The sequence below is a fragment of the Actinomadura mexicana genome, assembly GCF_900188105.1.
Taxonomy (GTDB): Bacteria; Actinomycetota; Actinomycetes; order Streptosporangiales; family Streptosporangiaceae; genus Spirillospora; species Spirillospora mexicana.
In genome coordinates, this window is sequence record NZ_FZNP01000001.1 from 227019 (window position 1) to 248350 (window position 21332).

Genomic DNA, 21332 nt, shown 5'->3' on the forward strand with positions numbered 1-21332 from the left:
GGGGTTAGATGCCCAGTTCGCCGAGCACGTCGAGCAGGCGGTCGTTGGACGGGCGGTCGCGCACCGCGATCCGCAGCCAGTCGGGGCCGAGGCCCGGGAAGGTGTCCCCACGCCTGACGGCGTAACCGCGCTGCCGCAGCAAGGCCCTGATGCCCAGGCCGTCCTGCACGCGGAGGCACAGGAACGACGCGCGCGCTCCGGGGACGACGTACAGGCCCCTTGCCGACAGTTCGGCGGCCAGCCGATCGCGTTCGGCGGCGAGCTCGACGGCCCACGCCTCGCCTTCGGCGACCGCCCCGGGGGTGGAGCACGCCTCGACCGCGGCGAGCGCGGGCGTGGACACCGCCCACAGCGGCTGCGCCTCCGCCAGCCGTCCGATCAGGTGGGGGTCGGCCAGGACGTACCCGGCGCGCAGCCCCGCGAGCCCCCACGTCTTGGTCAGGGAGCGGATGACCACCACCCCCGGGGGCAGCCGCGTGGCGAGGCTCTCCGGCTCGCCCGGGACGCAGTCCATGAACGCCTCGTCGACCACGACCGTCCGTCCGGGCGCGGCCAGCGCGACGATCGCCTCGGCCGGGTGCAGCACCGACGTCGGGTTGGTCGGATTGCCGACCACGACGAGGTCGGCGCCGTCCGGGACGGCCCCCGGGTCGAGGGTGAAGTCCTTCTCCAGGATCAGCCGTTCCACCTCGTGCCCGGCGGCCCGCAGCGCCGCCTCCGGCTCGGTGAACTGGGGATGCACCACCACCGCCCGGCGCGGGACGAGCACGCGTGCGAGCAGCACGAACGCCTCCGCGGCCCCGGCGGTGAGCAGCACCTCCCCGGCGGACCTGCCGTGCCGCGCGGCGACCGCCTTGCGGGCGGGGCGGGGGTCGGGGTAGGCGGCGAGGCCGCCGACGGACGCGCGGATCCGCTCGGCCAGCCACTCGGGGGGCGTGCCGGTGCGGACGTTGACGGCGAAGTCGGCGAGGCCGTCGCCGACCTCGGTGTCCCCGTGGTGGCGCAGGTCGACCTCCGCGGGCCCGGTCACGGCCGCCCCGCCTCGTAGTAGAGCAGCGCGTTGACGGCGGCGGCCGCGACCGCCGAGCCGCCCTTCTCCGAGACGTTGCTGAGCTGCGGCAGCCCGCTCGCGCGCAGGGCCTCCTTGGCCTCGCACGCGCCGACGAAGCCCACCGGCATCCCGACCACCAGGGCGGGGTTCACCCTGCGGGCGACGATCTCGAAGATCGCCTCGGGCGCGGAGCCGACCACCCAGACCGCCCCCGGCCCCACCTCCGAGTACGACAGCCGGACGGCCGCGGCCGACCGGGTGATGCCGGCGGCGCGCGCCATCCGGGCGGCGGCCGGGTCGGCGGCGTGGCACACCGCCTCGCGGGCGCTGATCCCGGCGGCGGCCATGCCCTCGTCGGTGACGATCGGCGCACCGGCGCGCAGCGCCGACCAGCCCTGGACGAGGGCCTCCTCCGTGGTCACCAGGTCCACCGCGTACTCCAGGTCGGCGGTGGCGTGGATCACCCGCTCGGCCACCGCCCGCCACAGCGGCGGCATCGGGGACAGGTCGACGCGGGACCGGAGGATCTCATACGAGCGCACCTCGATCGGGTGGGGCCGGCGGACGGTCAACTGCGCTCCTCCACAACTCCGGGCAACGCGGGAGTGGTCTCGATGGGGCGGCCGGTCCGGGACGGCCGCCACGCGGGGGTGCGGGCGTCGCGTTCGCCCCAGACGACGATCACGGGCTCCGCGGCCTCCTGCCGCGGGGTCAGCGGAGCGGCCTGGAGCCGGACGGCGTCGGCGGCGAAGCCCTGCCCGCCCAGTTCGTCCAGTATGGCCTGAGCCTCGCCGGCCGTGGCGAGGACGACGATCCGGGACGGGCGGAGCGCCGCGCAGACCTGGACGGCCTCCGGCCCGCCGCGGCCGAGGAAGACGGCGTCGGGCTCGGGAAGGTGCTCGGCGCTGGACCGGATGTCGCCGGACGCCATCGCGACCTTGACGCCGTGCAGGCGGACGTTCTCCCGCACCCGGGCGCACGCGGAATGGTCGCGGTCGACGGCGACGACGGCCGCGCCGAAGCGGGCGCACTCGATGCCGACCGAGCCGTCACCGGACTCCACGTCCCACACCATGTCGCCGACCCTGGGGCCGAGCCTGGCCAGCACGAAGGCGCGCACGTCAGGGCGCGGGCCCGGTCCGTCGCCGAAGGCCTCCGCCGGGAGCGCCCATCCGGCGGGGCCGAGCACGGGCCCGGGGACCCAGCTCGCTTCGCCCAGCGCGTGGCGGTTGTCCAGGACGAGGACGACCTCGGGGTCGTTCCACGGGCGAGTCGTCGCCTCCGCCGGACGGACGTAGACGATCCGTTCCTTGGGCCCGCCCAGGTCCTCGCAGACCACGAAGGAGCGCGGCGTGACGGGGAACAGCGCGCGCGCCAGCTCGGACGGTCCCGCGCCCGGCTCGGTCAGGACGGCCACCTTCGGATGGGCGCGGCACGCGTTGACGGCCTGCCTCAGGTGCCCGCCCTTGGCGGAGACGACGAGGGCGTCGTCCCAGGGCAGTCCTGCTTGGGAGAAAGCACGCGCTACCAGGGTCGTCGCGGGAAAGGTCTCTGGCGCGTGACCCTTTTCGAGGAGTTCGCGGACGACGCCGAAGTAGCCGGGGTCGCCGTCCACGACGAGTACGACGTCCTCTTCGGCGACATCGACGCCTTCGAGCGCCTCCGCGAACGCCGTGGTGGCGACCGTGCGGACATCCGATGCCATGGGCAGCCCGTCCAGATGGCCTTGGGCGCCCATGACCAGCGTGGCACTTTCCAGAGCCGCCCTGGCCCCCTCCGATAGGGGCGTCCCGTCGCGGCCGACGACCGTCAGCATCGCTATCGGGCCATCCGCCCGTACATGCCGACCATGCGTTCTCCCGCCGCGTCCAGGAGCACCACCTGGGCGGCGACCGGACTGTCCGCCGACCCCTCCGCCTCGGCGGCCAGGCGTTCGAGGCCCCCGGCCGTCCTGCGGCACAGCTCCCGCCCGCACGGGCCGAGCTTGCCCGCGGCGTCCCACATGTCGTAGACGTCCTGGACGGCCGGGGCCTGCGCCACCCGGCCGGCCAGGGCCGGCCCGCAGTCCATGTCCAGCGTGATCGATTCCAGCAGGCCCGCGGCACCGCCGAGGAAGGCCGCCTGCTCCTGCATGCGGGCGACCATGACGACCTGCGCGAGCCCGGCCTTGACCGCCTCCCGCAGCCGCTCCGCCGCGACCGGGACGAAGCACGCGTCCGGCAGGTTCGGCAGCATCCGGCGCGCGGCCTCCCGCGCGCCGCCTCCGTACATCACGAGCGTCTTCTCCGCAGCGGTCACCTGTGCCGTCCCTCCTGGTCGTCGGCGACGAGCTTCCCGGAGGCGCCGTCGGCGCGACGCCATGGCACGCCGAGGAGAGGCGGATCGGTCGCGGCCGCTCGGCGCCGGCCGCCCACAGAATAGGCTGTCGCGGTGAGCTACCAGCGCCTGTCCCCGGACGAGCGGCGCGCCCAGATCCTGGACGTCGCGCGGCGGATGTTCACCGAGCTGCCGTACGCCGAGGTCTCCACGGCCGCGATCGCGCGGGAGACCGGCGTGCAGCGCGGCCTGATCCACTACTACTTCGGGACGAAGCGGGAGCTGTTCCTCAAGGTCGTCCAGGGTCTGACGGCCTCGGCCGCGATGCAGGCCCCGCCGCCGGACGAGCGGCTGGCGCTGCCCGAGGCGGTCGAGCTGCTCGTCAACCTGTTCCTCGACACCGCCGAGCGCAACGCGACCACGTGGTTCGCCGCGCTCGACGCGGAGGGGTTCGGGCAGGACCCCGAGCTCCTCCGCATCGTCAACCGGTTCCGGGACGAGACGGTCGAGCACATGCTGGCCGTGCTGGGCGTGGCCGAGCCGACCGAGACGCTGCGGGCCGTGCTGCGCGCCTACTCCGGGCTCGCGGACGCGGCGACGCGCCAGTGGCTCCAGGAGAAGACGCTCGACCGCGACCAGGTGCGCACACTGCTCACCCGGTCGCTGCTCGCGCTGGTCAGCGACATCGGCCCCGCCCTGGAGAGGGCCCCGCGGGCCGGCGCGGGCTAGCCGGGTGGCGTGCCGATGGTTCCGGGGACGGCGAACCAGACGGCCTTGCCGCGGACGGGAGGTCCGAGGCGGGAGAGGGTCCGCCGCAGGCCCCAGCGTCCGTTGGACAGCTCGTGGACGATGCTGAGCCCGCGCCCGCAGTCGCCGGACGTCCAGGAGTACCCGGGCAGGCCGACGTCGGCGTAGGTGTCGAAGACGGCGCACCGCACTTCGCCCGCCGTCCCGTCCCCCATGTAGACCCACAGCTCGTGCGGGCCGTGCTCGCCGGCGTGCTGGTGGGCGTTGGTGGCCAGTTCGCTCACCATGAGCCGGGCGTCGGCCGCCCCGTCCGGCGGCACCCTGAGGGAGGCGAGGGCGTCGCGCAGGACGCGGCGGGCGTACCCCGCGCCTCCGGGGCCGCCCGGCAGGGCCCAGACCCATCCGGGCACGCCGTCGCCCTGGGCCGGGTCACCGCCCGCCATAGCGTCGGCCATGGTCTCCGCCGTCAGATCGGCTGGCGTGGTCTTCACGGTTCCTCCCGCGAAACTGGTCCGAGTGCGAAGGGCGGGCGGGGCGGACAGGTCGTCACTGTCCGTTCACGACCGATCACGGATTCCAGAGTCTCGTGAGATTCTCACGATCGCAACACCCTTCATGGAATTGCTCTGACCTTCCTGCCGGGTTCGTCAATCGCGTTGTGGCAGGCGCCGGGAGTGATAAAGACTCCACTCCCATGACCTACCGCCCCACCGTCCGCGGCCGTCGTCTCGCCAGGGAGCTCCGCAAGCTGCGCGAGGAGCAGGCCCTGACGCTGCAGGAAGTGGCGGACCGGCTCGACTGGTCGAGAGCCACCGTCTCCCGCCTGGAAACCAGCCAGACCCGCCCGAAACCCGGCGACATCGCCGACATCCTCGACCTGTACGGCGTGCCGAGCCCGGACCGCGACGCGCTCATCACCCTGGCCCGGCAGGCCGGTCAGCGCGGCTGGTGGACCGCCTACCAGGACGTCTTCGCGGGCAGCTACGTCGCGCTGGAGGACGAGGCCTCGCACATCCGCACCTGGGATCCGCAGCTCGTGCACGGGCTGCTGCAGACCGAGGACTACTCCCGCGCGGTGATCACGGCGGGCCGGCTGCTGCCCTCCGAGGAGGAGATCGAGCGCCGCATCTCCGCCCGCAAGATCCGCCAGGCCCTGCTGGACCGCGCGGACGCGCCGCGCCTCCAGGTGATCTTCGACGAGGCCGTGCTGCACCGTCCGATCGGCGGCGAGGAGGTGATGCGGGCCCAGCTGAACGCCCTCACCACTGCCGCGGAGACCCGCCCATCCGTGACGATCCAGGTACTCCCCTACACAGCTGCGGCGCATGCGGGCTTGGACGGACGTTTCACCATATTGTCGTATCCCGACCCCGCAGACCCCGATATCGCCTACGTCGAGGGCACTATGGGCGACGTTTACCTTGAGAGCGCCGAGGAAATAGCAAAACATAGGGATCGCTTCGAGCGCATCGCGAAGCGAGCCCTGTCCCCCGAGGAGTCCGCGCACCTCATAGCCGAGGCAGCAAGGAGCAGCCTGTGACCCACCTCCAGCGCGAACTCACCCTGGCCGTCTGGCGCAAGTCGTCCCGCAGCGGAAGCGGAGACCAGTGCGTCGAGATGGCGGCCCTGTCCAGCGACCTGCGCGCGGTGCGCGACTCCAAGGACCCCTCCGGCCCGGCCCTGGTGCTGACGCCGGCCGCCTGGCGGGGCCTGCTGGACGGGATCAAGGAGAGCTAGCGACCGGTCGAGGGGCCGCGGCGAGGTTCGCCGCGGCCCCTCGCCGTCCCCTCCGCGGCCTCGGGCGCCCCTTCCGAGAAACTAGAACGTGTTCTAGTATCGCCGGTGCGTCGACTACCGGAGGGTGCAACGTGACCGCGGAACTCAAGCTCGGCATCAACGTCGGCTACTGGCAGCGCGACCCCGAGGACCAGACCGAGACGGTCCTGGCCGCCGAGCGCTGCGGCTACGACTCGGTGTTCACCGCCGAGGCCTACGGCTCGGACGCGTTCACCACGCTGGCCTGGTACGGCGCCCGCACGTCCCGGATCAAGCTGGGCACGGCCGTCGTCCAGATGTCGGCGCGGACCCCGGCGGCCACCGCGATGCACGCGCTCACCCTGGACGCCCTGTCGGGCGGGCGCGTGATCCTCGGGCTCGGCGCGTCCGGCCCGCAGGTCGTGGAGGGCTGGTACGGCCAGCCGTTCCCGAAGCCGCTCGCCCGCACCCGCGAGTACCTCGACATCGTCCGGCAGGTGTGGCGCCGCGAGGACCCGGTGACCAGCGCCGGCCCGCACTACCCGCTGCCCTATCCCGGCGGGTCGGGCCTCGGCAAGCCGCTGAAGTCGATCGCCCACCCCCTGCGCCCGGAGATCCCCGTCTACCTGGGCGCGGAGGGCCCGAAGAACGTCGCGCTGTCCGCCGAGGCCGCGCAGGGCTGGCTGCCGCTGTTCGTCGACCCCGAGCAGATCGAGCCCGTCTTCGGCGGGTCGCTGGCCGGACGCCCGGAGGGCTTCGAGATCGCCGCGACCGTCACCACGATCGTCACCGACGACCTGGCGTCCGCGCTGGAGTTCGCCAAGATCCCGCTCGCCTTCTACATCGGCGGGATGGGCGCCAAGGACCGCAACTTCCACCTCGACCTGATCGGCCGGCTCGGCTATGCGGAGGAGGCGGGGCGCGTCCAGGAGCTGTTCCTGGGCGGCCGCCGGGACGAGGCGATCAAGGCCGTGCCGGACGGGCTGGCCGACGCGATCTCGCTCCTGGGCCCGCTCGGGCGGATCAAGGAGAGGCTGCGGCTGTGGCGGGACAGCCCGGTGACGACCCTGCTGATCGCCGGGGTGAGGGACGAGCCGACGCTGCGCGCCATCAAGGAGATGGCCGACTCCTGAGAGATCGGGAACACATCTTCGCGCGGAATGGAGGTAGGGACCCGGGTGCTGCACGGAAGGCACCCAGGACAGACGCAGACTGGAGATGGGACACACGATGTCCACGCAGGACGCCGCCCGGCTTCTCGTCAGGACCCTTGAGGCGGAGGGCGTCGAGTACGTCTTCGGCATCCCGGGCGAGGAGAACATCCATTTCGTCGACGCGCTGAACGAGTCGCCGATCCGCTACATCCTCGTCCGGCACGAGCAGGGCGCCGCGTTCATGGCGGAGATCTACGGCCGCCTCACCGGGAAGGCCGGCGTGGCCTCCGCCACGCTCGGCCCCGGCGCGATCAATCTCCAGCTCGGCGTCGCGGACGCCACCACCAACAGCACGCCCGTCGTCGCGATCTCCGCCCAGGTCGGCCTGGACCGGATCTACAAGGAGTCGCACCAGATCGTCGACCTGGTGTCCCTGTTCCGCCCGATCACCAAGTGGTCGGAGCTGGCGCCGCGGGCGGAGGCGCTGCCCGAGATGGTGCGCAAGGCGTTCAAGACGGCGCAGACCGAACGCCCCGGCGCCGTGTACCTGGCGATCCCGGAGGACGTCGAGTCGGCCAAGGTCTCCGCCGACCTCGGGCCCCTGCCGGTGAACGTCGTGCGCGCGCAGGAGCCCTCCGCGGCCCAGATCGCCCGCGCCGCCGACGTGATCGCCCTCGCGCGGCGGCCGGTCGTGCTGGCCGGCCACGGCGCCGCCCGGGCCCGCGCGAGCGACGCCCTGGTGTACTTCTCCGAGCGCCTCGGCCTGCCGGTCGCCACCACGTTCAACGGCAAGGGCGTCTTCCCCGACGACCACCGCAACGCCCTCGGCGCGGTCGGTTTCATGCGCCACGACTACGTCAACTTCGGCTTCGACGAGGCGGACGTGCTGATCGCCGTCGGCTACGAGCTGCAGGAGTTCGACCCCGTCAAGATCAACCCGAAGGCGGACAAGAAGATCATCCACATCCACCAGTCGCCCGCCGAGGTCGACGACCACTACCCGGTCGAGGTCGGCATCCAGGGCGAGGTGTCCCGGTCGCTGCGCGCCCTCGCCGACTCGGTCCACCGCCGCTTCGACGTGAACGGGACCGGCCGCAGGATCCGCCGGATGCTCCAGGAGGAGCTGGCCGAGGGCGCGACCGAGGACGGCCACCCGCTCTCCCCCCGCCGCATCGTCGCCGACGTCCGCGCCGCGATGGGCCGCAGCGACATCGTGCTGGCCGACACCGGCGCGGTGAAGATGTGGATGGCGCGCATGTACCCGACCTACGAGCCGAACACGCTGCTGGTCTCCAACGGCCTGTCGTCGATGGGCTTCTCCGTCCCCGGCGCGATCGCCGCCAAGCTCGCGCACCCCGAGCGCAGGGTCCTGGCCGCGACGGGGGACGGCGCGTTCCTGATGAACTCCCAGGAGCTGGAGACGGCCGTCCGCGAGAACATCCCGATCACCGTGCTGATCTGGGACGACTCCGCCTATGGACTGATCGAGTGGAAGATGGACCTGGACCTTGGGCGCAGCTCGAACATCAGGTTCGGCAACCCCGACTTCGTCCGGTACGCCGAGAGCTTCGGAGCCCGCGGCTACCGCGTCGAGTCGGCCGCCGAACTGCTGCCCACCCTCCGCAAGGCCCTCGCCGACGACGCGGTCTCCGTCATCACCGTCCCGGTCGACTACTCCCACAACCTGCGGCTGACCGACAAGCTCGGCGAGCTCACCGGCCCCTTCTGACGCCCCCGGCGCGGCCGGTCACACGCGGCAGACGAGTTCGCCGTGGGTGACGGAGTACCACCCGTCCTCGGCGGCCGCCCACGCCTTCCAGCCCTCGTAGACGCGCTGGAGTTCGGCGCGGGTGGCGTGGCCGCCGGCGACGGCGTGGTCGGCGACCGACGACCTGATCAGGCGGCCGCCCCACGACTCGCTCCACCACTCGCGCTCCTGCGGGGTGGCGTAGCACCAGGCCGAGGCGGACGCGGTGATGTCGGTGAACCCGGCGGCGCGCGCCCAGGAGACGAGGCGGCGGCCGGCGTCGGGCTCGCCGCCGTTGCCGCGGGCGACCTTGTAGTAGATCGGCAGCCAGGCGTCCATGCCGGGCGGGTCCGGGTACCAGGCCATGGTGCCGAAATCGGCCTCGCGCACGGCGACGATCCCCCCTGGTTTGGCTACGCGGCGCATCTCTTGCAGCGCCCGGACAGGGTCGCCGACGTGCTGCAGGACCTGATGGGCGTGGACGACGTCGAACGTTCCGTCGGGAGAGTCCAGGGCGTGCACGTCGGCGACCGCGAACACGACGTTGTCCAGTGCGGCGGTGTTCCTTCGGGCCTCGTCCAGGACGGTCTCGGCCGAGTCGGCGGCGACGACCCGGCCCGGCGCGACGCGTTCGGCGATCCCGGCGGTGATGGTGCCCGGCCCGCAGCCGACGTCCAGCACCGACAGGCCGGGGCGCAGGTGCCCGACCAGGTGGGCGGCGGAGTTCTCGACCGTGCGCCACTGGTGCGCGCTGAGCACGCTCTCGTGGTGGCCGTGCGTGTAGGTCGCCTTCGCGGTCATCGGGGTCACCTCTCTGTGTCCGGTGTACCCTGACCCTAGGACAACTTCTCAGAGTTTGAGAAAAGTGTATCAGTATATGAGACCGGCCGTCGGCGATCTCCACCAGGCGCCAGCTCGCTTACATGAACGGGCGTGATCTTCTTCGCTCGGGCACGGCCGCCACGACCGCCACGACCGCTCGGGCATGAGGAAAGGGACCGAGGCACCGGCCTCGATCCCTTTCGGGTGGTTCGTGTCAGGCCGCCACGGCGACGCGGCGGGCGGGAAGGGGCTGCGGACGCACCGGAAGGGCCTCGATCGCCGCGAGCGGGGGCGCGGTCTCGGCGTAGGCGTTCAGCGTCGCATGGGGGATATCGGTGAGCCACGGCTCCACGACGGTCCGCTCGGCGGGCCCGTTCAGCCGCGGGTGGGTGAGATGGAACGTGCCGGTCGCTGCGCTCACTGCCAACGCCCCTTCCTTCGCCCGGTGGGGCCGCGCCTGTGCGAGCGCCACCGTCTGTCACATACCCCTAGGTACGTCGTTGAAAGCGATCTGGTTCGACATGTGTTCCCGATGTCTCCCAAATCACAAGGTCAACGCTACGCTGGGGGTCCGACATTCTCGAACCCTTATTCGAGCTAGTCGGGGCGCGGGGCCGGCTCGGCGGTCACGGAGCGCAACAGCGGGCGGCTCAGCGCGCTCGCGCCGAGGACGCCGCCGAAGCCGAGGACGACGAACCCGGCGAGCCCGGCCAGGCCGGAGAGCCCGAACCCCTGGGCGAACGGCAGGCCGAAGAGCAGGCCCGTCAGCAGCGAACCGCCGCCCATGACCGCGAGCGGGATCAGCGTCTCCTGGCGGCGTGCCCGGTCCAGGACGGACAGGGGCGTGCCGGCCAGGCGCAGCATCGCGTACGTCTGCCTGCGGTCCAGGACGGCGGACGCCCCGGTGATGCCCGCGCTCGTGGTACCCACCAGGAACGAGACGGCGAGGACGATCAGCGCCCCGGTGCGCAGGTCGGCCACCAGGAAGTCACCGGCGACCTCGTCGTCGGCGGGGGTGGTGGCGACCCTGCCCGGGACGAGTCCGGTCAGCGCCGTGCGCGCCCGGTCGACGGCGGCGGACCCGCCGGGGACGGTGACCGTCACGACGCCGGTCGTGGTGACGCGGCCGTCGGCGGCCATCGGGTCGTCCCCGGTCTCGGTCCTGCGCACCGAGACGCCCGCGTCGAGACCGGCGAGCCTGCCCCTCGCCTGCTCGGCGACGGCGGCGGACCGCTCGTACGGGACGGCCAGTTCCAGCTCGTCCCGCGGCCCGCCGGTGGACGGGTGGGCGTTCAGCAGGGCGAGGAACCCGGCGACGAAGCCGGTCAGCGCGACGCCGGCGACCGTCCGCCAGGCCGAGCGAGGGTCGTCCACCAGGCGGCGTCCGGCCAGCAGCCGGGCCGGGCCGCGCGCCGTGCCGGCCGTCAGGCGGCCGATGACCGCCACCACCCACGGGCCCGCGAGGTTGATCGCGAGGAAGGCCAGCACGAGGAAGACCATCAGAACGATCATGCCCGCGCGGCCCCTGTCGATCAGGCCGCCGCCGACCGCGCCGAAGGCGATCACGACGGCGAGCAGCGCGGCGATCCGGACGGCCCGCATGCCGGGCGGGGTCTCGCGGCGCGCGACGCCGAGCGGGCTGACGACGACGCGGCGCAGGCCGACGACGGCGCTGACTCCGACGAGCACGGGCACCGCCGCGAGCAGGCCCGCGAGGGCGAGCGGGCTTGGCCACAGGTCGCCGGCGAACCAGCCGCCGCCCGCGATCGTGACCCGGGTGAGCAGCGGGACCGCCGCCGCGAACAGCACGAGCCCGGCCGCCGCGCCCGCGGCGGCCGTCAGCACGGCCTCGGTCGCGGTGATCGCGACGACCTGGCCGGGGGTGGCGCCGACCAGCCGCAGCGCCGCGAGCCGCCCGTCGCGGCGGGCCACGGTGAGCCGGGCCGCGGCGCCGCCGAACACCAGCAGCGGCACGACCATCAGCACCGACGCCAGTCCCGCGAGCAGCAGGTAGACGCCCGCCGACCAGGACGCGCCGGTCTCGAACCGGTCGATGCGCGACGGGCCGCCGGTCGTCCCGAGATGCTCGATGGCGCCCCGGCCGGCGGTCATGGCGGGTTCGTCCGGAGTGCGCCCGACCACCGCGACGAGCTCGCCGGGGTGGACGAGCGCGCCGCGCCCGAGGGTTCCCGCCGGGGACGGGAACCGCTCGGCGAGCCGGTCGGCGGGCAGTTCCCGCATCAGGCGGGCCAGGGCGGGGGACGTCCACACCTCGCCGGGCTTCGGGAAGCGGCTCATGCCGGGCGGGACGGGGGCGCCGCCCCTCAGCGCGGCCAGGTCGACGACCGTGATCGGCTTGCCCTGGACGTAGTCGGTCGACAGCGCCTCGATCATGGAGGGGTTCCCGGCCGGCTTCCCCGGATGCCGCCAGGCGTCGGCGTGGGCCCGCTGGAGGAACGCGTGGTCGGCGCCCACCGCGAACAGCAGAAGCCCGGTCGAGACGGCCACGGCGGCAAGGGTCGGGAGCGAGCCCAGCACGTTGTTCCCGCCGCCGCCGCGCAGCAGGCGCCAGGAGAGTTCCACTGCCGTGCGCATCAGGCCGTCCTCTCCAGGGGCGACCGGACGCGGCCGTCGCGGACCTCCACGACGCGGTCGCACCAGGCCGCCACCGAAGGGTCGTGGGTGACGACGACCAGGGACGCGCCGTTGTGCTTGGTGGCTTCCACGAGCAGCCGCATGGTGTCGTGGCCGGTCGCCTGGTCGAGCGCGCCCGTCGGCTCGTCGGCGAACACGACGGCCGGAAGGGGCACGAGCGCGCGGGCGATCGCGACGCGCTGCGCCTGGCCGCCCGAGAGCTCCCCCGGGCGCCGGTGCTCCAGCCCGTCCAGTCCGAGCGGCCGGAACCAGCCCCGCGCCGCCTGCACCGCCTCCCGCCTGGACGTGCCGTTCAGCATCAGCGGCAGTGCGGCGTTCTCCACGGCGGGCAGTTCCGGGAGCAACTGCCCGAACTGGAACACGAAGCCGAACCGGCTCCGGCGCAGCGCGCTGCGGGGGCGCTCGCCGAGCGTGTCGATCCGCCGGCCGAGCAGGTGCACCTCCCCCGCGTCCGGCCGCATGATCCCGGCGAGGCAGTGCAGCAGCGTCGACTTGCCCGACCCGGACGGACCCATGATCGCGACGGCCTCGGCGCGGCCCACGGCCAGGTCGACGCCGTCCAGCGCGACGGCCGTCCCGAACCGCTTCACCAGCCCGCGGCCGAGCAGGACGGGCTCGCTCACGCCGCCTCCCCCCGCTCGCCCACCGGACGCGGCCCGCCCGCCGGGCGCAGCTCCAGGACGTTGCCGGGCGGACGGGTGCGGCGCCGGTCGCGTATCGACTCGGCGATCTCCATCGCGGGCATCACGACGCCGCCGTAGACGACGAACGCGGCGAACGCGGCGGCGAGGGGAACGTAGATCAGGTACATGGCCCAAGCGTGCGCGGCGCAGCCGCCCGGCCGCATCGGACGCGGGGCCGGTCCCCGGGCGGCGGGATCGGCCGAATGGCCGATCCGGCAGTCCGCAATGGGTCGTACGCTGCGTGAACGTGAGCGACGTAGGGGCACGGCTGGACCGCATCCATTCGGTGGGCGGCTGCCTGGTGCGCGCGGCGTACGCCGGGTTCGCGTCCCTGTACCTGCTGGGGTGCACGGCCGCCGGGATCCGGGACCACCCCACGCTGTGGATGGTGTTCGTGGCGGCGGTGGCCAACGTCGCGGCGGTCTCGGGGCGCGGCTTCCCGTTGTGGGCGGCCGGGGCGGGGGCGCTGTCGGCGCTCAGCACCCTGTACCTCGGCACGGCGGTCCGGCCCGAGCTCGGCGCCCCGAGCCTGTTCGCGGAGATCGGCGGCCTGCTGATCGTCATCGCGCGGGTGGTGTGGAAGGCCCGCCGCGACCGGCTCGTCCCGCTGGCGGTGCTGCTCGGCGCGGCGGTCCTGGCGACCCCGCTGCGCTGGTCGCCGATCGCGGCGGCGCTGTTCACCGCGCCGCTCGGCATCACCGTGGCGATCGCGCTCGGCGTCGGCCTCTACCTGCGGGCGCTGGACGCGCGGCGGGCCAGGTCGCTGGCGTCGGCGCGGCGGGACGAGCGGCTGGAGCTGGCCCGCGACCTGCACGACTTCGTCGCCCACCACGTGACCGGCATCGTCGTCCAGGCGCAGGCGGCGCGGTTCACGGCCCAGTCGGGCGCCGCGCAGACGCAGGAGCAGCTCGACCGGATGCTCGGCGAGATCGAGAAGGCGGGCACCGAGGCGCTCACGTCGATGCGGCGCATGGTCGGGCTGCTGCGCGACGCCCAGCACGTGAACGCCCCGGACGGGGAGGCCCTCCCGGACGGCGGCTCCAGTACCCGTCCCGTCGGCGACCTCGCGCAGCTCAGGGGCCTCGTCGAGGGGTTCTCCCACCCGCCCGCCGCGCTCACGGTGGAGCCCGGCGTCGGCACGCTGCCGCCGGAGGTCGCGGCGTCGGCGCACCGCGTCGTCCAGGAGGCGCTGACCAACATCCGCAAGCACGCCGCCGACGCCGCGACCGTGCGCGTCACGCTGGCGCGGGTCGGAGGCGACGTCGAGGTCGCCGTGCGGGACGACGGGCGGGGGCGCGGCGGCAGGCGGCTGCCGGCGGGCGGCTTCGGGCTCACCGGGCTGGGCGAGCGGGTCGGCGCGCTCGGCGGCCGGCTGCACGCGGGCCCGCGCCCCGAGGGCGGGTGGGAGGTCGTCGCACGTCTCCCCGTATCGGACGGATGACCGGTGATGCTGACACAATCGGCAAGGTGACCATCCGCGTACTGATCGCCGACGACCAGGAGATGGTCCGGACCGGGTTCCGGATGATCGTCGACTCGCAGCCCGACATGGAGGTGGTCGGGGAGGCCGCCGACGGCGCCGAGGCCGTCGCGCTGGCCCGCCGACTGCGTCCCGAGGTGTGCCTGTTCGACATCCGGATGCCGCGGATGGACGGCCTGGAGGCGACCCGCGCCCTCGCCGGCCCGGGCGTCCCCGGCCCGCCGCGCATCGTGATCGTCACGACGTTCGACATGGACGAGTACGTCTACGGGGCGCTGCGCGGCGGCGCGGTCGGGTTCCTGCTGAAGGACAGCGGGCCCGCGCTGCTGGTGGAGGCCGTCCGCGCGGCGGCGAACGGCGGGTCGCTGGTGTCTCCGTCCATCACCGTCCGGCTGCTGGAGCGGCTGGCCGGGCCGCCCGCGCGGCCCGTGCAGCCGCGCGAGCCGCTCAGCGGGCGGGAGCTGGAGGTGGTCAGGCTCGTGGCGCGCGGCCGGACGAACGAGGAGATCGCCGCGGAGCTGTACGTGTCGCTCTCCACGGTCAAGACGCATCTCGGCAGCGTCAACCGCAAGCTCGGCACGCGGAACCGGGTCGCGACGGCCGCGTGGGCCTGGGAGTCGGGCCTCATGACCTGACGGGCACCGGCAGGCGGACGCAGACGGGGAACACGCGGAAGACGGGGGAGGCTCGGCGCTGGCACCGGAGTCGATGAACGGACTGCCCGTGACCGTCCTGGTCGTGTGGGTGCTGTGCGCCGCGGGCTGGGGCGCCGTCCTGCTGGCCCTGCGGCGCGGCCTGCACGGACCGGAGAGGGGGCCCGCCCTGTTCGCGCACTTCGCGACCCCGGCGGGCACCGTCCTGTTCTTCTCCCTGATCGGCCTCGGGTCGCTGTACGCGACGATCGCGCTGGCCGCCGAATGGTGGGCGCTGCTGGCGGTGACCCGGTTCCGTCCCGAGCGGCTGCTGTCCACAGGTGGCCTCGGGCGCCTCGCCGCCTGGGCCGCCCTCACCGCGGCCGCGACGTGGGCGCTCACACGGCTCATGCTCCACATGTGACGATCCCGTAAGGGCCCGAACTCCCGTTGGGCCGTGCCGGTCAAACGTACGTAGTATCCAAAACAGCCAACAGCAAAGGCCCTGGGGAGGTGGATCATGCCGTGTGCGCTGTGCGGCGACATCATCCCGACCGAGGTCGACCGGTGCCCGGCCTGCGGCGCGTGGGCGCGGCGCCGCGACTTCCGGGCCGTCGGCGTGGCCGTGTTCATGCTGCTCGGCTTCAACGCGTTCGTGGCCCTCGGCTCGGGGATCAGCCTGCTCAGGCTGGCGCAGCCGCTGCACGGCGCGACGCACGACAGCTATGACGCCGCCGCCACCGGCAAGGCCCTCGCCCCCTACGGGGACGTGTTCACGATCGGCGCGATCATGGCCGCGGTCACCGGCCTGCTGTACCTGACCTGGCTGTGGCGGGCGTTCCACCAGTCCCCCGGGCCGCACCGCCACCACCGCGCCTGGGTGCTCCTCGGCTGGTTCCTCCCGGTCGTCAACCTGTGGCTGCCGCCTCGGGTGGTCTACGAGGTGTGGGTGAACAGCGGCCGGTACCGGACGGCCGAGCGGCAGGCCGCCGGGCTCGTCGTCGCGGGCTGGTGGGCCTGCGCCCTGCTCGGTCTCGTCCTCGGCCGCGTGTTCGCGCACGGCAGCGTCGAGACCCTCGCCGACGCCCGCCTCGACGTGCACATCGGCGTCGCCGCGGCCGCCTTCCAGGCCCTCGCCGCCGCCCTGTGCATGGCGACCGTCTTCCAGATCACCCGGATCCAGATCACCCGGTGACCCGCCCGGACCGGGCGGACGCGGCGGCGGGTCAGGCGGGAGGAGGGCCGGAGCTCCCCCGGCTGGTGTGCCAGAGGGGGGTTCTCGGCGGGCGCTTGACGGCCGGGCCCGCGTGGCCGATGTCGGAGTACGGCGACATCGCGAAGCCTGTGGGCTGGACGATGCGGCGGCCCACCGGGCGGCTCCGGCCGGACGGGGCCGCCATGGCCGCGCGGACGGCGTCCGGGCCGCCGCGGCGCCACTCCTCGTGCAGCACGTTCAGGTCCCAGCAGGCGTTCGCGGTGATCGAGACGGCGCGGTCCCCGGCGCGGCGGAGCCGCCCCCGGGCGACGAGCAGCCACGAGCCGAACACGGTGGCGGCGCACCTGTCCTGCACCGACTCGAAGAACGCGAGGTCGACCGGGCCGGTCGCGTCGTCCAGCGTGGCGAAGATGACGCGCTGCCCGGACCTGACCGCCGGGGTCTGCGTCGCCACCTTGACCCCGGCGACCAGCACCTCGCTCCTGTCCGGGCGTCCCGGCAGGTCGGCGGCGCGGACGACGCCGAGCGCGGCGAGCAGCCCGGCGTAGAAGGTCATGACGTGCCGGCTCACGTCCATGCCCAGGATGTCCAGCTCGGCCTCGACCACCTCGGCGGGCGTCATCGGCGGCAGCCCGCCCGCCGGGATCTCCTCCGCCAGGCCGGTCTCCACGCCGGCCGGGAACCCGTCGCCGTCCTCGCGGCCGAGGGGGAGCTGGCCCTCCGGGACGCGCGCGGGACGGGCGGTGACCCGGTCGAGGGCGCCGACGCGGCACAGCAGGTCACGGCGCGGGACGCCGTCGTGGAGGGCGTCGAACGCGCCCGCCAGGACGAGCCGCTCGGCGATCGGCCGCGACACCCGGGCGCGGCGCCAGAAGTCGGTCAGCGACCGGTACGGCCGGGCCTCGGTGATCCTGGCGATCTCGTCGTCGGAGATGCCCCTGACCTCGCTCAGCGCGACCCGGATCCCGGCCGGGCCGCCCGCCGGGACGGGCTCGGCGCGCCACTGCGCGTCCGAGCGGTCGACGTCCAGCGGGAGGATCGGGACGCCGAAGTGCCGGGCGTCGTCGAGGATGACCCTCTTGGGGTACATGCCGGGGTCGTGGGTGAGGACGCCGGCGTAGAAGGCGGCCGTGTGGTGCTGTTTCAGCCAGGCCGACTGGTAGGTGGGCAGCGCGAACGACGCGGCGTGGGCTTTGCAGAAGCCGAACGCGCCGAACGCGGTCAGCATCCGCCACACGCGCTCGACCGCCGCCCCGTCGTAGCCGCGCGCCAGCGCCCGCTCCCGGAACCAGGCGCCGACCACGGCCTGGCCCCGCTCGTGGTTCAGGCTCCGCCGCGCCGCCTCCGCCCTGGACAGGCCGCAACCGGTCATCACGTCGATGACGCGCAGCACCTGCTCGTGGAAGACGATCACGCCGAGGCTCTCCCGCAGCACGGGTTCGAGGTCGGGATGCGGGTAGGCGGGCTCCCGGTTCCCGGCGCGGGCCTCCAGGAACGGCGTCACCATGTCGGAGTTGACCGGGCCGGGGCGGAACAGCGAGATGTCGATCACCAGGTCGTCCAGGTCGCGGGGCTGGAGCCGGCCGATCAGCTCCCGCTGGCCGGGCGACTCGATCTGGAAGCAGCCGAGCGTCCGGGACGTGCGCACCAGCGCGAACGTCGCGGGGTCGTCGCGCGGGACGTCCTCCAGGGCGACCGTCTCCCCCGTCACCCGGGCGACCTCCGCCACCGTGTGCGCCATCGCCGACTGCATCCGGACGCCGATGACGTCGAGCTTGAGCAGCCCCATCGCCTCGACGTCGTCCTTGTCGAACTGGCTCATCGGGAACCCCGCCGCGGCGGGCTCGACCGGTGTCCGGTCCCGCAGGCCCGGGTTCGACAGCAGGACGCCGCACGGGTGCATGGCGATGTGGCGGGGCAGCCCGTCCAGGCGCTCGGCGATCCGGAACAGCACCTCCAGGCGGCCCGCCGCCAGGTTGCTCTGCCGCAGCTCGGGCAGGTCGGCCAGGGCCGTGCGGATCTGGTTCGCCCGGATCTGCGGGAACGCCTTGGCGATCGCGTCGATCTCGTGCGGCGGGAGCCCGACGGCGTTGCCGACGTCGCGCAGCGCGCTGCGCGCCCGGTAGGTCTCCATCATCGACACGCACGCCGTGGCGTCCGCGCCGAACCGGTCGAACAGCGCCCGGTAGGCCTCCGGCCGGCGGGCCGACTCCACGTCCAGGTCGATGTCGGGCAGGCCCTCGCGGCTGTCGGCGAGGAACCGCTCCATCACCAGGTCGTGCCGCAGCGGGTCCAGGTCGCCGATGCCGATCAGGTAGTTGACCAGGCTGCCCGCGCCCGAGCCGCGGATCGCGCAGCGGATGCCGCGCGCCCTGATCAGCGCGGCGGCGTCGGCGACCGTGAGGAAGTACGGCGCCAGGCCCTTGCGCCCGATCACGCCGAGTTCCCGGTCGAGCCGGGCCGCGGCCTCCCGCGACCCGTCGAGCCCGCGCCGCGCCATCCCCTCCGCGCACCGGGCGGCGAGCCGGGCGTGCGGGTCTCCTCCGACGGCCGGCAGGTGGACCTCGTCCATGCCGAGGTCGCGGCCGGGATCGAGGACGCAGCGCTCCGACAGCCGCCGGGTGGCCGCGAGCAGGGCGTCCGCCTCGTCCGGGCCGCAGGTCGCCTCGGCGACCCGCCGCATCTCGGGGACCGACTTCAGGTACGCCTGGCCGGTGCGGTCGTCCAGGTGCCGCCGGTCGAGCGGGACCTGGCGGCGCGTCACGTCCAGTACCTGCGCGACCGGGTGGTCGGACGGGTCCAGGTAGCGGACGGCGTTGCCCAGCACGGCGGGCACCCCGGCCTCGCGGGCGAGCGCGAGCATCCGCGCCGCCCGCGGCCCGTCGCCCCTGTCGCGGTGGTCGACGATCTCGACCACGGTCTCGGCGGTGGCGCGCCACGCCGCCAGCCGGGCCGCCGCCACGTCGGGGCGCCGCCCGGTGAGGGCCCGCCCGACGTCCGACGCCGGGCCGAGCAGGACGATGAGACCGTCGGCGTGCGCGCCGACCATCTCCCTGGTCACCAGCGGGCGGCCGCGCTCGCCCGCCGCGTGCGCCGCCGTCACCAGCCGGCACAGCGACCGCCATCCGGCGCGCCCCTCGGCGAGGACGACGACGCGCTCCTCCCCGGTGGAGGCGACGCGGAGGTCGGCTCCGACGACGGCGCCGATCCCCGCTTCCGCGCAGGCCCGGACGTGCCGGACGGCGCCGTACAGGCCGTCGCGGTCGGTCAGCGCCAGCGTCTCCATGCCGAGGACCGCCGCGCGCTCCGCCAGCGCCGCGGGCGGCGCGACGCCGAACCGGAGCGAATAGGACGAAGCGACATGAATATGCACGTCAGTCCCATACCCGGGATAGCAGCCAACTGTCGGCGGCCACGTCATAACGCAGCTCGTAGACGCCGATCTCCCGGTCCGGGGTCGCCTCGATCCGCCAGAACTCCCGCTCGCCGGTGGCCTCGCCGTCCGGATGCCGCTCCCGCCACCAGTCGCGGGTCGTGACCCAGTGCTCCAGCACCCGCCGGACGGTGTAGAGCCGGCCACGCCAGACGAACCGGACCGGACGGCCGTCGCTCACCCAGACGTCCACCGGATCGCCGAACACGCGCGTCATCTGCCTCCCCCTCGCGCTCGCCGCACGGGGGAAGGAGCATGCGGACCTCGTTCTCGAACAAACGTTCGGAGTCGAGTCTAGGGAACCCCGGGGCCGGGGAGCAAGGCGGGTCAGCCGAGAAGTGCGCGGATGCGGTCGGCGACCTCGGCGGGCCGGGCGGCGTCGGCCATGCCGCCGGCGGGCCACAGGTAGAACCAGCCGTCACCGCACGGGGTGGCGAGGACGATCACATGGCGCCCCGTGCCCGGCACGTAGACGGCCAGCAGGGACTCCCCGGGCCCGGCGAACCGCCAGGCCAGGCCCCGGGCCTCGACCTCGTGCGCGAGCGCCGCGAGGTGACGCCGGCGCATCTCGGCGATCTCCCGCCCACCGACTACAGACACATCAGCCGCCTCAGCAGGTCCGAGCCGCCTTCATGACCATGAGCGATCCTCCGGCGGCGGTTGGTGACCGGCCCTCAGCATGACCCCGATCCGGCGGCCGTGCGGGGAGAATCCCAAGAGTGGGGAGGGGTCTACCCCGCCCGCCAGGGGATGGTCCACAGAAGCGGTGTAACGCACCGTCCGGATATGCGCCAATCACCGCGCGAGAGGTTTCCGGTCCCCGGAACCTGGCCGGCATACGGAGGCTCCGTCCGTGATAAAAGCCTCTGTGAGGCGGGCATCGCCCGCGTCACCCAAAAAAGAAGGAGCGAGCCGATGAGCGCCGTCCCCGCCGGCGACCCGTCAGGCCACACACACCACCGCGTCCACGGGCACGGTCCCGAGCAGGACCACGCCCTGGCCGGGCTCCGCGAGCGCAAGAAGCAGCGGACCCGCCTCGCGCTCATCGACGCGGCCCTGGACCTGTTCCTCGCCCAGGGGTACGAGGCGACGACGATCGACGAGATCGTGGCGGCGGTGGAGGTGTCGCAGCGCACCTTCTTCCGCTACTTCGGCACCAAGGAGGACGTGGTCACGAGCTTCCTCGCCGAGCACGACCAGGTGCTGGAGGAGGCCCTCGCGGCCCGCCCGCCCGAGGAGCGTCCGTTCACCGCGCTGTTCGAGTCGCTGCGCGTCGTGCTGCGCACGATCGCCGCGAGTGATCCGGCCGACAGCGCCCGGTTCCGCCGCGTCCGGCAGGTGATCGAGGCGACGCCGTCGCTTATGGCGGCGCAGATGGCGCGGTACTCGGCGTCGGCGGAGGCGCTCGCCACCGAGATCGCGCGCCGCGAGGGCGTCGACATGGAGCAGGACCTGCGGCCGCGGATCGTCGTGTCGTTCTACCTGGCCGCGACCAAGGTCGCGTTCGAGGACTGCGCCCGCCACGACATCTGGGACCCCGGGACGGTCGCCGCCCGCGTGGAGGAGGCCGTGACGCTCGTCGGCCGGACCATGCGCGACTGGGTGTGAGCGGTCCCGCCGGTGGAGTGGAATACCCCGCCG

General features: G+C 73.8%; 23 protein-coding genes. 10 read left to right on the forward strand and 13 right to left on the reverse strand.

Annotated features, from left to right (window positions below; all coding sequences use genetic code 11):
* Nucleotides 1-4 precede the first annotated feature (4 nt).
* The 4 genes from cobC to CHC11_RS00985 are packed head-to-tail and all read right to left on the reverse strand — an operon-like array spanning nt 5 to nt 3349.
* Nucleotides 5-1030 carry an Rv2231c family histidinol phosphate aminotransferase CobC gene (gene cobC / locus CHC11_RS00970; protein ID WP_089309636.1) on the reverse strand — a complete coding sequence of 342 codons (1026 nt, stop codon included), beginning with the start codon at nt 1028-1030 and terminating at the stop codon, nt 5-7.
* Nucleotides 1027-1623: a precorrin-8X methylmutase gene (locus CHC11_RS00975; protein ID WP_089309637.1), complete on the reverse strand. Its 597-nt coding sequence runs from the start codon at nt 1621-1623 to the stop codon at nt 1027-1029. The genes cobC and CHC11_RS00975 overlap by 4 nt, the downstream gene beginning before the upstream one ends.
* On the reverse strand, nt 1620-2867 hold the full coding sequence (gene cbiE, locus CHC11_RS00980; protein WP_089309638.1) for a precorrin-6y C5,15-methyltransferase (decarboxylating) subunit CbiE: 1248 nt from the start codon (nt 2865-2867) through the stop codon (nt 1620-1622). Before cbiE ends, CHC11_RS00975 begins: the two co-directional genes overlap by 4 nt.
* Before the next feature lie 2 nt (nt 2868-2869).
* A complete protein-coding gene (locus CHC11_RS00985; protein ID WP_089309639.1) occupies nt 2870-3349 on the reverse strand; it encodes a hypothetical protein in 480 nt (159 codons plus the stop codon).
* A 132-nt stretch (nt 3350-3481) separates the two neighbouring features.
* Between CHC11_RS00985 and CHC11_RS00990 the strand changes: the two genes are divergently transcribed.
* Nucleotides 3482-4096, forward strand: a complete 615-nt coding sequence (locus CHC11_RS00990; RefSeq protein WP_089309640.1) for a TetR/AcrR family transcriptional regulator — start codon at nt 3482-3484, stop codon at nt 4094-4096.
* Here CHC11_RS00990 and CHC11_RS00995 read toward each other — a convergent pair.
* A complete protein-coding gene (locus CHC11_RS00995; protein WP_089309641.1) occupies nt 4093-4605 on the reverse strand; it encodes an ATP-binding protein in 513 nt (170 codons plus the stop codon). The genes CHC11_RS00990 and CHC11_RS00995 overlap by 4 nt on opposite strands.
* Nucleotides 4606-4808: 203 nt before the next feature.
* Between CHC11_RS00995 and CHC11_RS01000 the strand changes: the two genes are divergently transcribed.
* The 4 genes from CHC11_RS01000 to CHC11_RS01015 all read left to right on the forward strand — a co-directional run bounded on the left by CHC11_RS01000 (nt 4809) and on the right by CHC11_RS01015 (nt 8752).
* Nucleotides 4809-5654, forward strand: a complete 846-nt coding sequence (locus CHC11_RS01000) for a helix-turn-helix domain-containing protein (RefSeq protein WP_089309642.1) — start codon at nt 4809-4811, stop codon at nt 5652-5654.
* Nucleotides 5651-5851 carry a DUF397 domain-containing protein gene (locus CHC11_RS01005; protein ID WP_089309643.1) on the forward strand — a complete coding sequence of 67 codons (201 nt, stop codon included), beginning with the start codon at nt 5651-5653 and terminating at the stop codon, nt 5849-5851. Before CHC11_RS01000 ends, CHC11_RS01005 begins: the two co-directional genes overlap by 4 nt.
* A 131-nt stretch (nt 5852-5982) precedes the next feature.
* Nucleotides 5983-7002 carry an LLM class F420-dependent oxidoreductase gene (locus tag CHC11_RS01010; RefSeq protein ID WP_089309644.1) on the forward strand — a complete coding sequence of 340 codons (1020 nt, stop codon included), beginning with the start codon at nt 5983-5985 and terminating at the stop codon, nt 7000-7002.
* Between the two features lie 97 nt (nt 7003-7099).
* Nucleotides 7100-8752, forward strand: coding sequence for an acetolactate synthase large subunit (locus CHC11_RS01015; RefSeq protein ID WP_089310247.1), 1653 nt, complete (start codon nt 7100-7102; stop codon nt 8750-8752).
* Nucleotides 8753-8770: 18 nt separating this feature from the next.
* Here CHC11_RS01015 and CHC11_RS01020 read toward each other — a convergent pair whose 3' ends face one another.
* The 5 genes from CHC11_RS01020 to CHC11_RS42330 all read right to left on the reverse strand — a co-directional run bounded on the left by CHC11_RS01020 (nt 8771) and on the right by CHC11_RS42330 (nt 13058).
* The gene (locus CHC11_RS01020) at nt 8771-9571 is read right to left on the reverse strand and encodes a methyltransferase domain-containing protein (RefSeq protein ID WP_089310248.1); all 801 of its coding nucleotides are present in this window, start codon (nt 9569-9571) and stop codon (nt 8771-8773) included.
* 235 nt (nt 9572-9806) lie between these two features.
* Entirely contained in the window at nt 9807-10013 is a 207-nt protein-coding gene (locus CHC11_RS01025) for a hypothetical protein (protein ID WP_089309645.1), read from the reverse strand.
* Between the two features lie 176 nt (nt 10014-10189).
* Complete coding sequence (locus CHC11_RS01030) at nt 10190-12187, reverse strand: ABC transporter permease family protein (protein ID WP_089309646.1); 1998 nt, start codon at nt 12185-12187, stop codon at nt 10190-10192.
* Nucleotides 12187-12870 (reverse strand): ABC transporter ATP-binding protein, encoded by a 684-nt coding sequence (locus CHC11_RS01035; protein ID WP_089309647.1) that lies wholly within the window; start codon nt 12868-12870, stop codon nt 12187-12189. Before CHC11_RS01035 ends, CHC11_RS01030 begins: the two co-directional genes overlap by 1 nt.
* Nucleotides 12867-13058 (reverse strand): hypothetical protein, encoded by a 192-nt coding sequence (locus CHC11_RS42330; protein WP_089309648.1) that lies wholly within the window; start codon nt 13056-13058, stop codon nt 12867-12869. Before CHC11_RS42330 ends, CHC11_RS01035 begins: the two co-directional genes overlap by 4 nt.
* Before the next feature lie 119 nt (nt 13059-13177).
* Between CHC11_RS42330 and CHC11_RS01045 the strand changes: the two genes are divergently transcribed.
* The 4 genes from CHC11_RS01045 (at nt 13178) to CHC11_RS01060 (ending at nt 16237) form a co-directional block, all read left to right on the forward strand.
* Entirely contained in the window at nt 13178-14371 is a 1194-nt protein-coding gene (locus tag CHC11_RS01045; protein WP_245918642.1) for a sensor histidine kinase, read from the forward strand.
* A 26-nt stretch (nt 14372-14397) separates the two neighbouring features.
* Entirely contained in the window at nt 14398-15045 is a 648-nt protein-coding gene (locus CHC11_RS01050; protein WP_218825890.1) for a response regulator, read from the forward strand.
* A gap of 73 nt (nt 15046-15118) precedes the next feature.
* Nucleotides 15119-15466, forward strand: coding sequence for a hypothetical protein (locus CHC11_RS01055; protein ID WP_245918643.1), 348 nt, complete (start codon nt 15119-15121; stop codon nt 15464-15466).
* A gap of 96 nt (nt 15467-15562) precedes the next feature.
* Nucleotides 15563-16237: a DUF4328 domain-containing protein gene (locus CHC11_RS01060; protein ID WP_089309652.1), complete on the forward strand. Its 675-nt coding sequence runs from the start codon at nt 15563-15565 to the stop codon at nt 16235-16237.
* A gap of 31 nt (nt 16238-16268) precedes the next feature.
* Here the strand turns inward: CHC11_RS01060 and CHC11_RS01065 are convergent, their stop codons facing one another.
* From CHC11_RS01065 to CHC11_RS01075, 3 genes are all read right to left on the reverse strand, one after another.
* The gene (locus tag CHC11_RS01065; RefSeq protein WP_245918644.1) at nt 16269-19631 is read right to left on the reverse strand and encodes a DNA polymerase III subunit alpha; all 3363 of its coding nucleotides are present in this window, start codon (nt 19629-19631) and stop codon (nt 16269-16271) included.
* A 1-nt stretch (nt 19632) separates the two neighbouring features.
* The gene (locus CHC11_RS01070; RefSeq protein WP_089309654.1) at nt 19633-19908 is read right to left on the reverse strand and encodes a DUF6504 family protein; all 276 of its coding nucleotides are present in this window, start codon (nt 19906-19908) and stop codon (nt 19633-19635) included.
* A 110-nt stretch (nt 19909-20018) separates the two neighbouring features.
* Entirely contained in the window at nt 20019-20291 is a 273-nt protein-coding gene (locus CHC11_RS01075; RefSeq protein ID WP_245918645.1) for a hypothetical protein, read from the reverse strand.
* Nucleotides 20292-20606: 315 nt separating this feature from the next.
* Here CHC11_RS01075 and CHC11_RS01080 point away from each other — a divergent pair, with 315 nt between their 5' ends.
* The gene (locus CHC11_RS01080) at nt 20607-21299 is read left to right on the forward strand and encodes a TetR family transcriptional regulator (protein ID WP_179278625.1); all 693 of its coding nucleotides are present in this window, start codon (nt 20607-20609) and stop codon (nt 21297-21299) included.
* Nucleotides 21300-21332: the final 33 nt, after the last annotated feature.

What these genes read in the sequence shown, in the direction of transcription:
- CHC11_RS42330 (WP_089309648.1), bottom strand. Translation starts at nt 13,058, where the DNA reads ATGTACCTGATCTACGTTCCCCTCGCCGCCGCGTTCGCCGCGTTCGTC.
- cbiE (WP_089309638.1), bottom strand. Translation starts at nt 2,867, where the DNA reads ATGCTGACGGTCGTCGGCCGCGACGGGACGCCCCTATCGGAGGGGGCC.
- CHC11_RS01015 (WP_089310247.1), top strand. Translation starts at nt 7,100, where the DNA reads ATGTCCACGCAGGACGCCGCCCGGCTTCTCGTCAGGACCCTTGAGGCG.
- CHC11_RS01030 (WP_089309646.1), bottom strand. Translation starts at nt 12,187, where the DNA reads ATGCGCACGGCAGTGGAACTCTCCTGGCGCCTGCTGCGCGGCGGCGGC.
- CHC11_RS01080 (WP_179278625.1), top strand. Translation starts at nt 20,607, where the DNA reads ATGAGCGCCGTCCCCGCCGGCGACCCGTCAGGCCACACACACCACCGC.
- CHC11_RS01055 (WP_245918643.1), top strand. Translation starts at nt 15,119, where the DNA reads ATGAACGGACTGCCCGTGACCGTCCTGGTCGTGTGGGTGCTGTGCGCC.
- CHC11_RS01000 (WP_089309642.1), top strand. Translation starts at nt 4,809, where the DNA reads ATGACCTACCGCCCCACCGTCCGCGGCCGTCGTCTCGCCAGGGAGCTC.
- CHC11_RS01070 (WP_089309654.1), bottom strand. Translation starts at nt 19,908, where the DNA reads ATGACGCGCGTGTTCGGCGATCCGGTGGACGTCTGGGTGAGCGACGGC.
- CHC11_RS01020 (WP_089310248.1), bottom strand. Translation starts at nt 9,571, where the DNA reads ATGACCGCGAAGGCGACCTACACGCACGGCCACCACGAGAGCGTGCTC.
- CHC11_RS01060 (WP_089309652.1), top strand. Translation starts at nt 15,563, where the DNA reads ATGCCGTGTGCGCTGTGCGGCGACATCATCCCGACCGAGGTCGACCGG.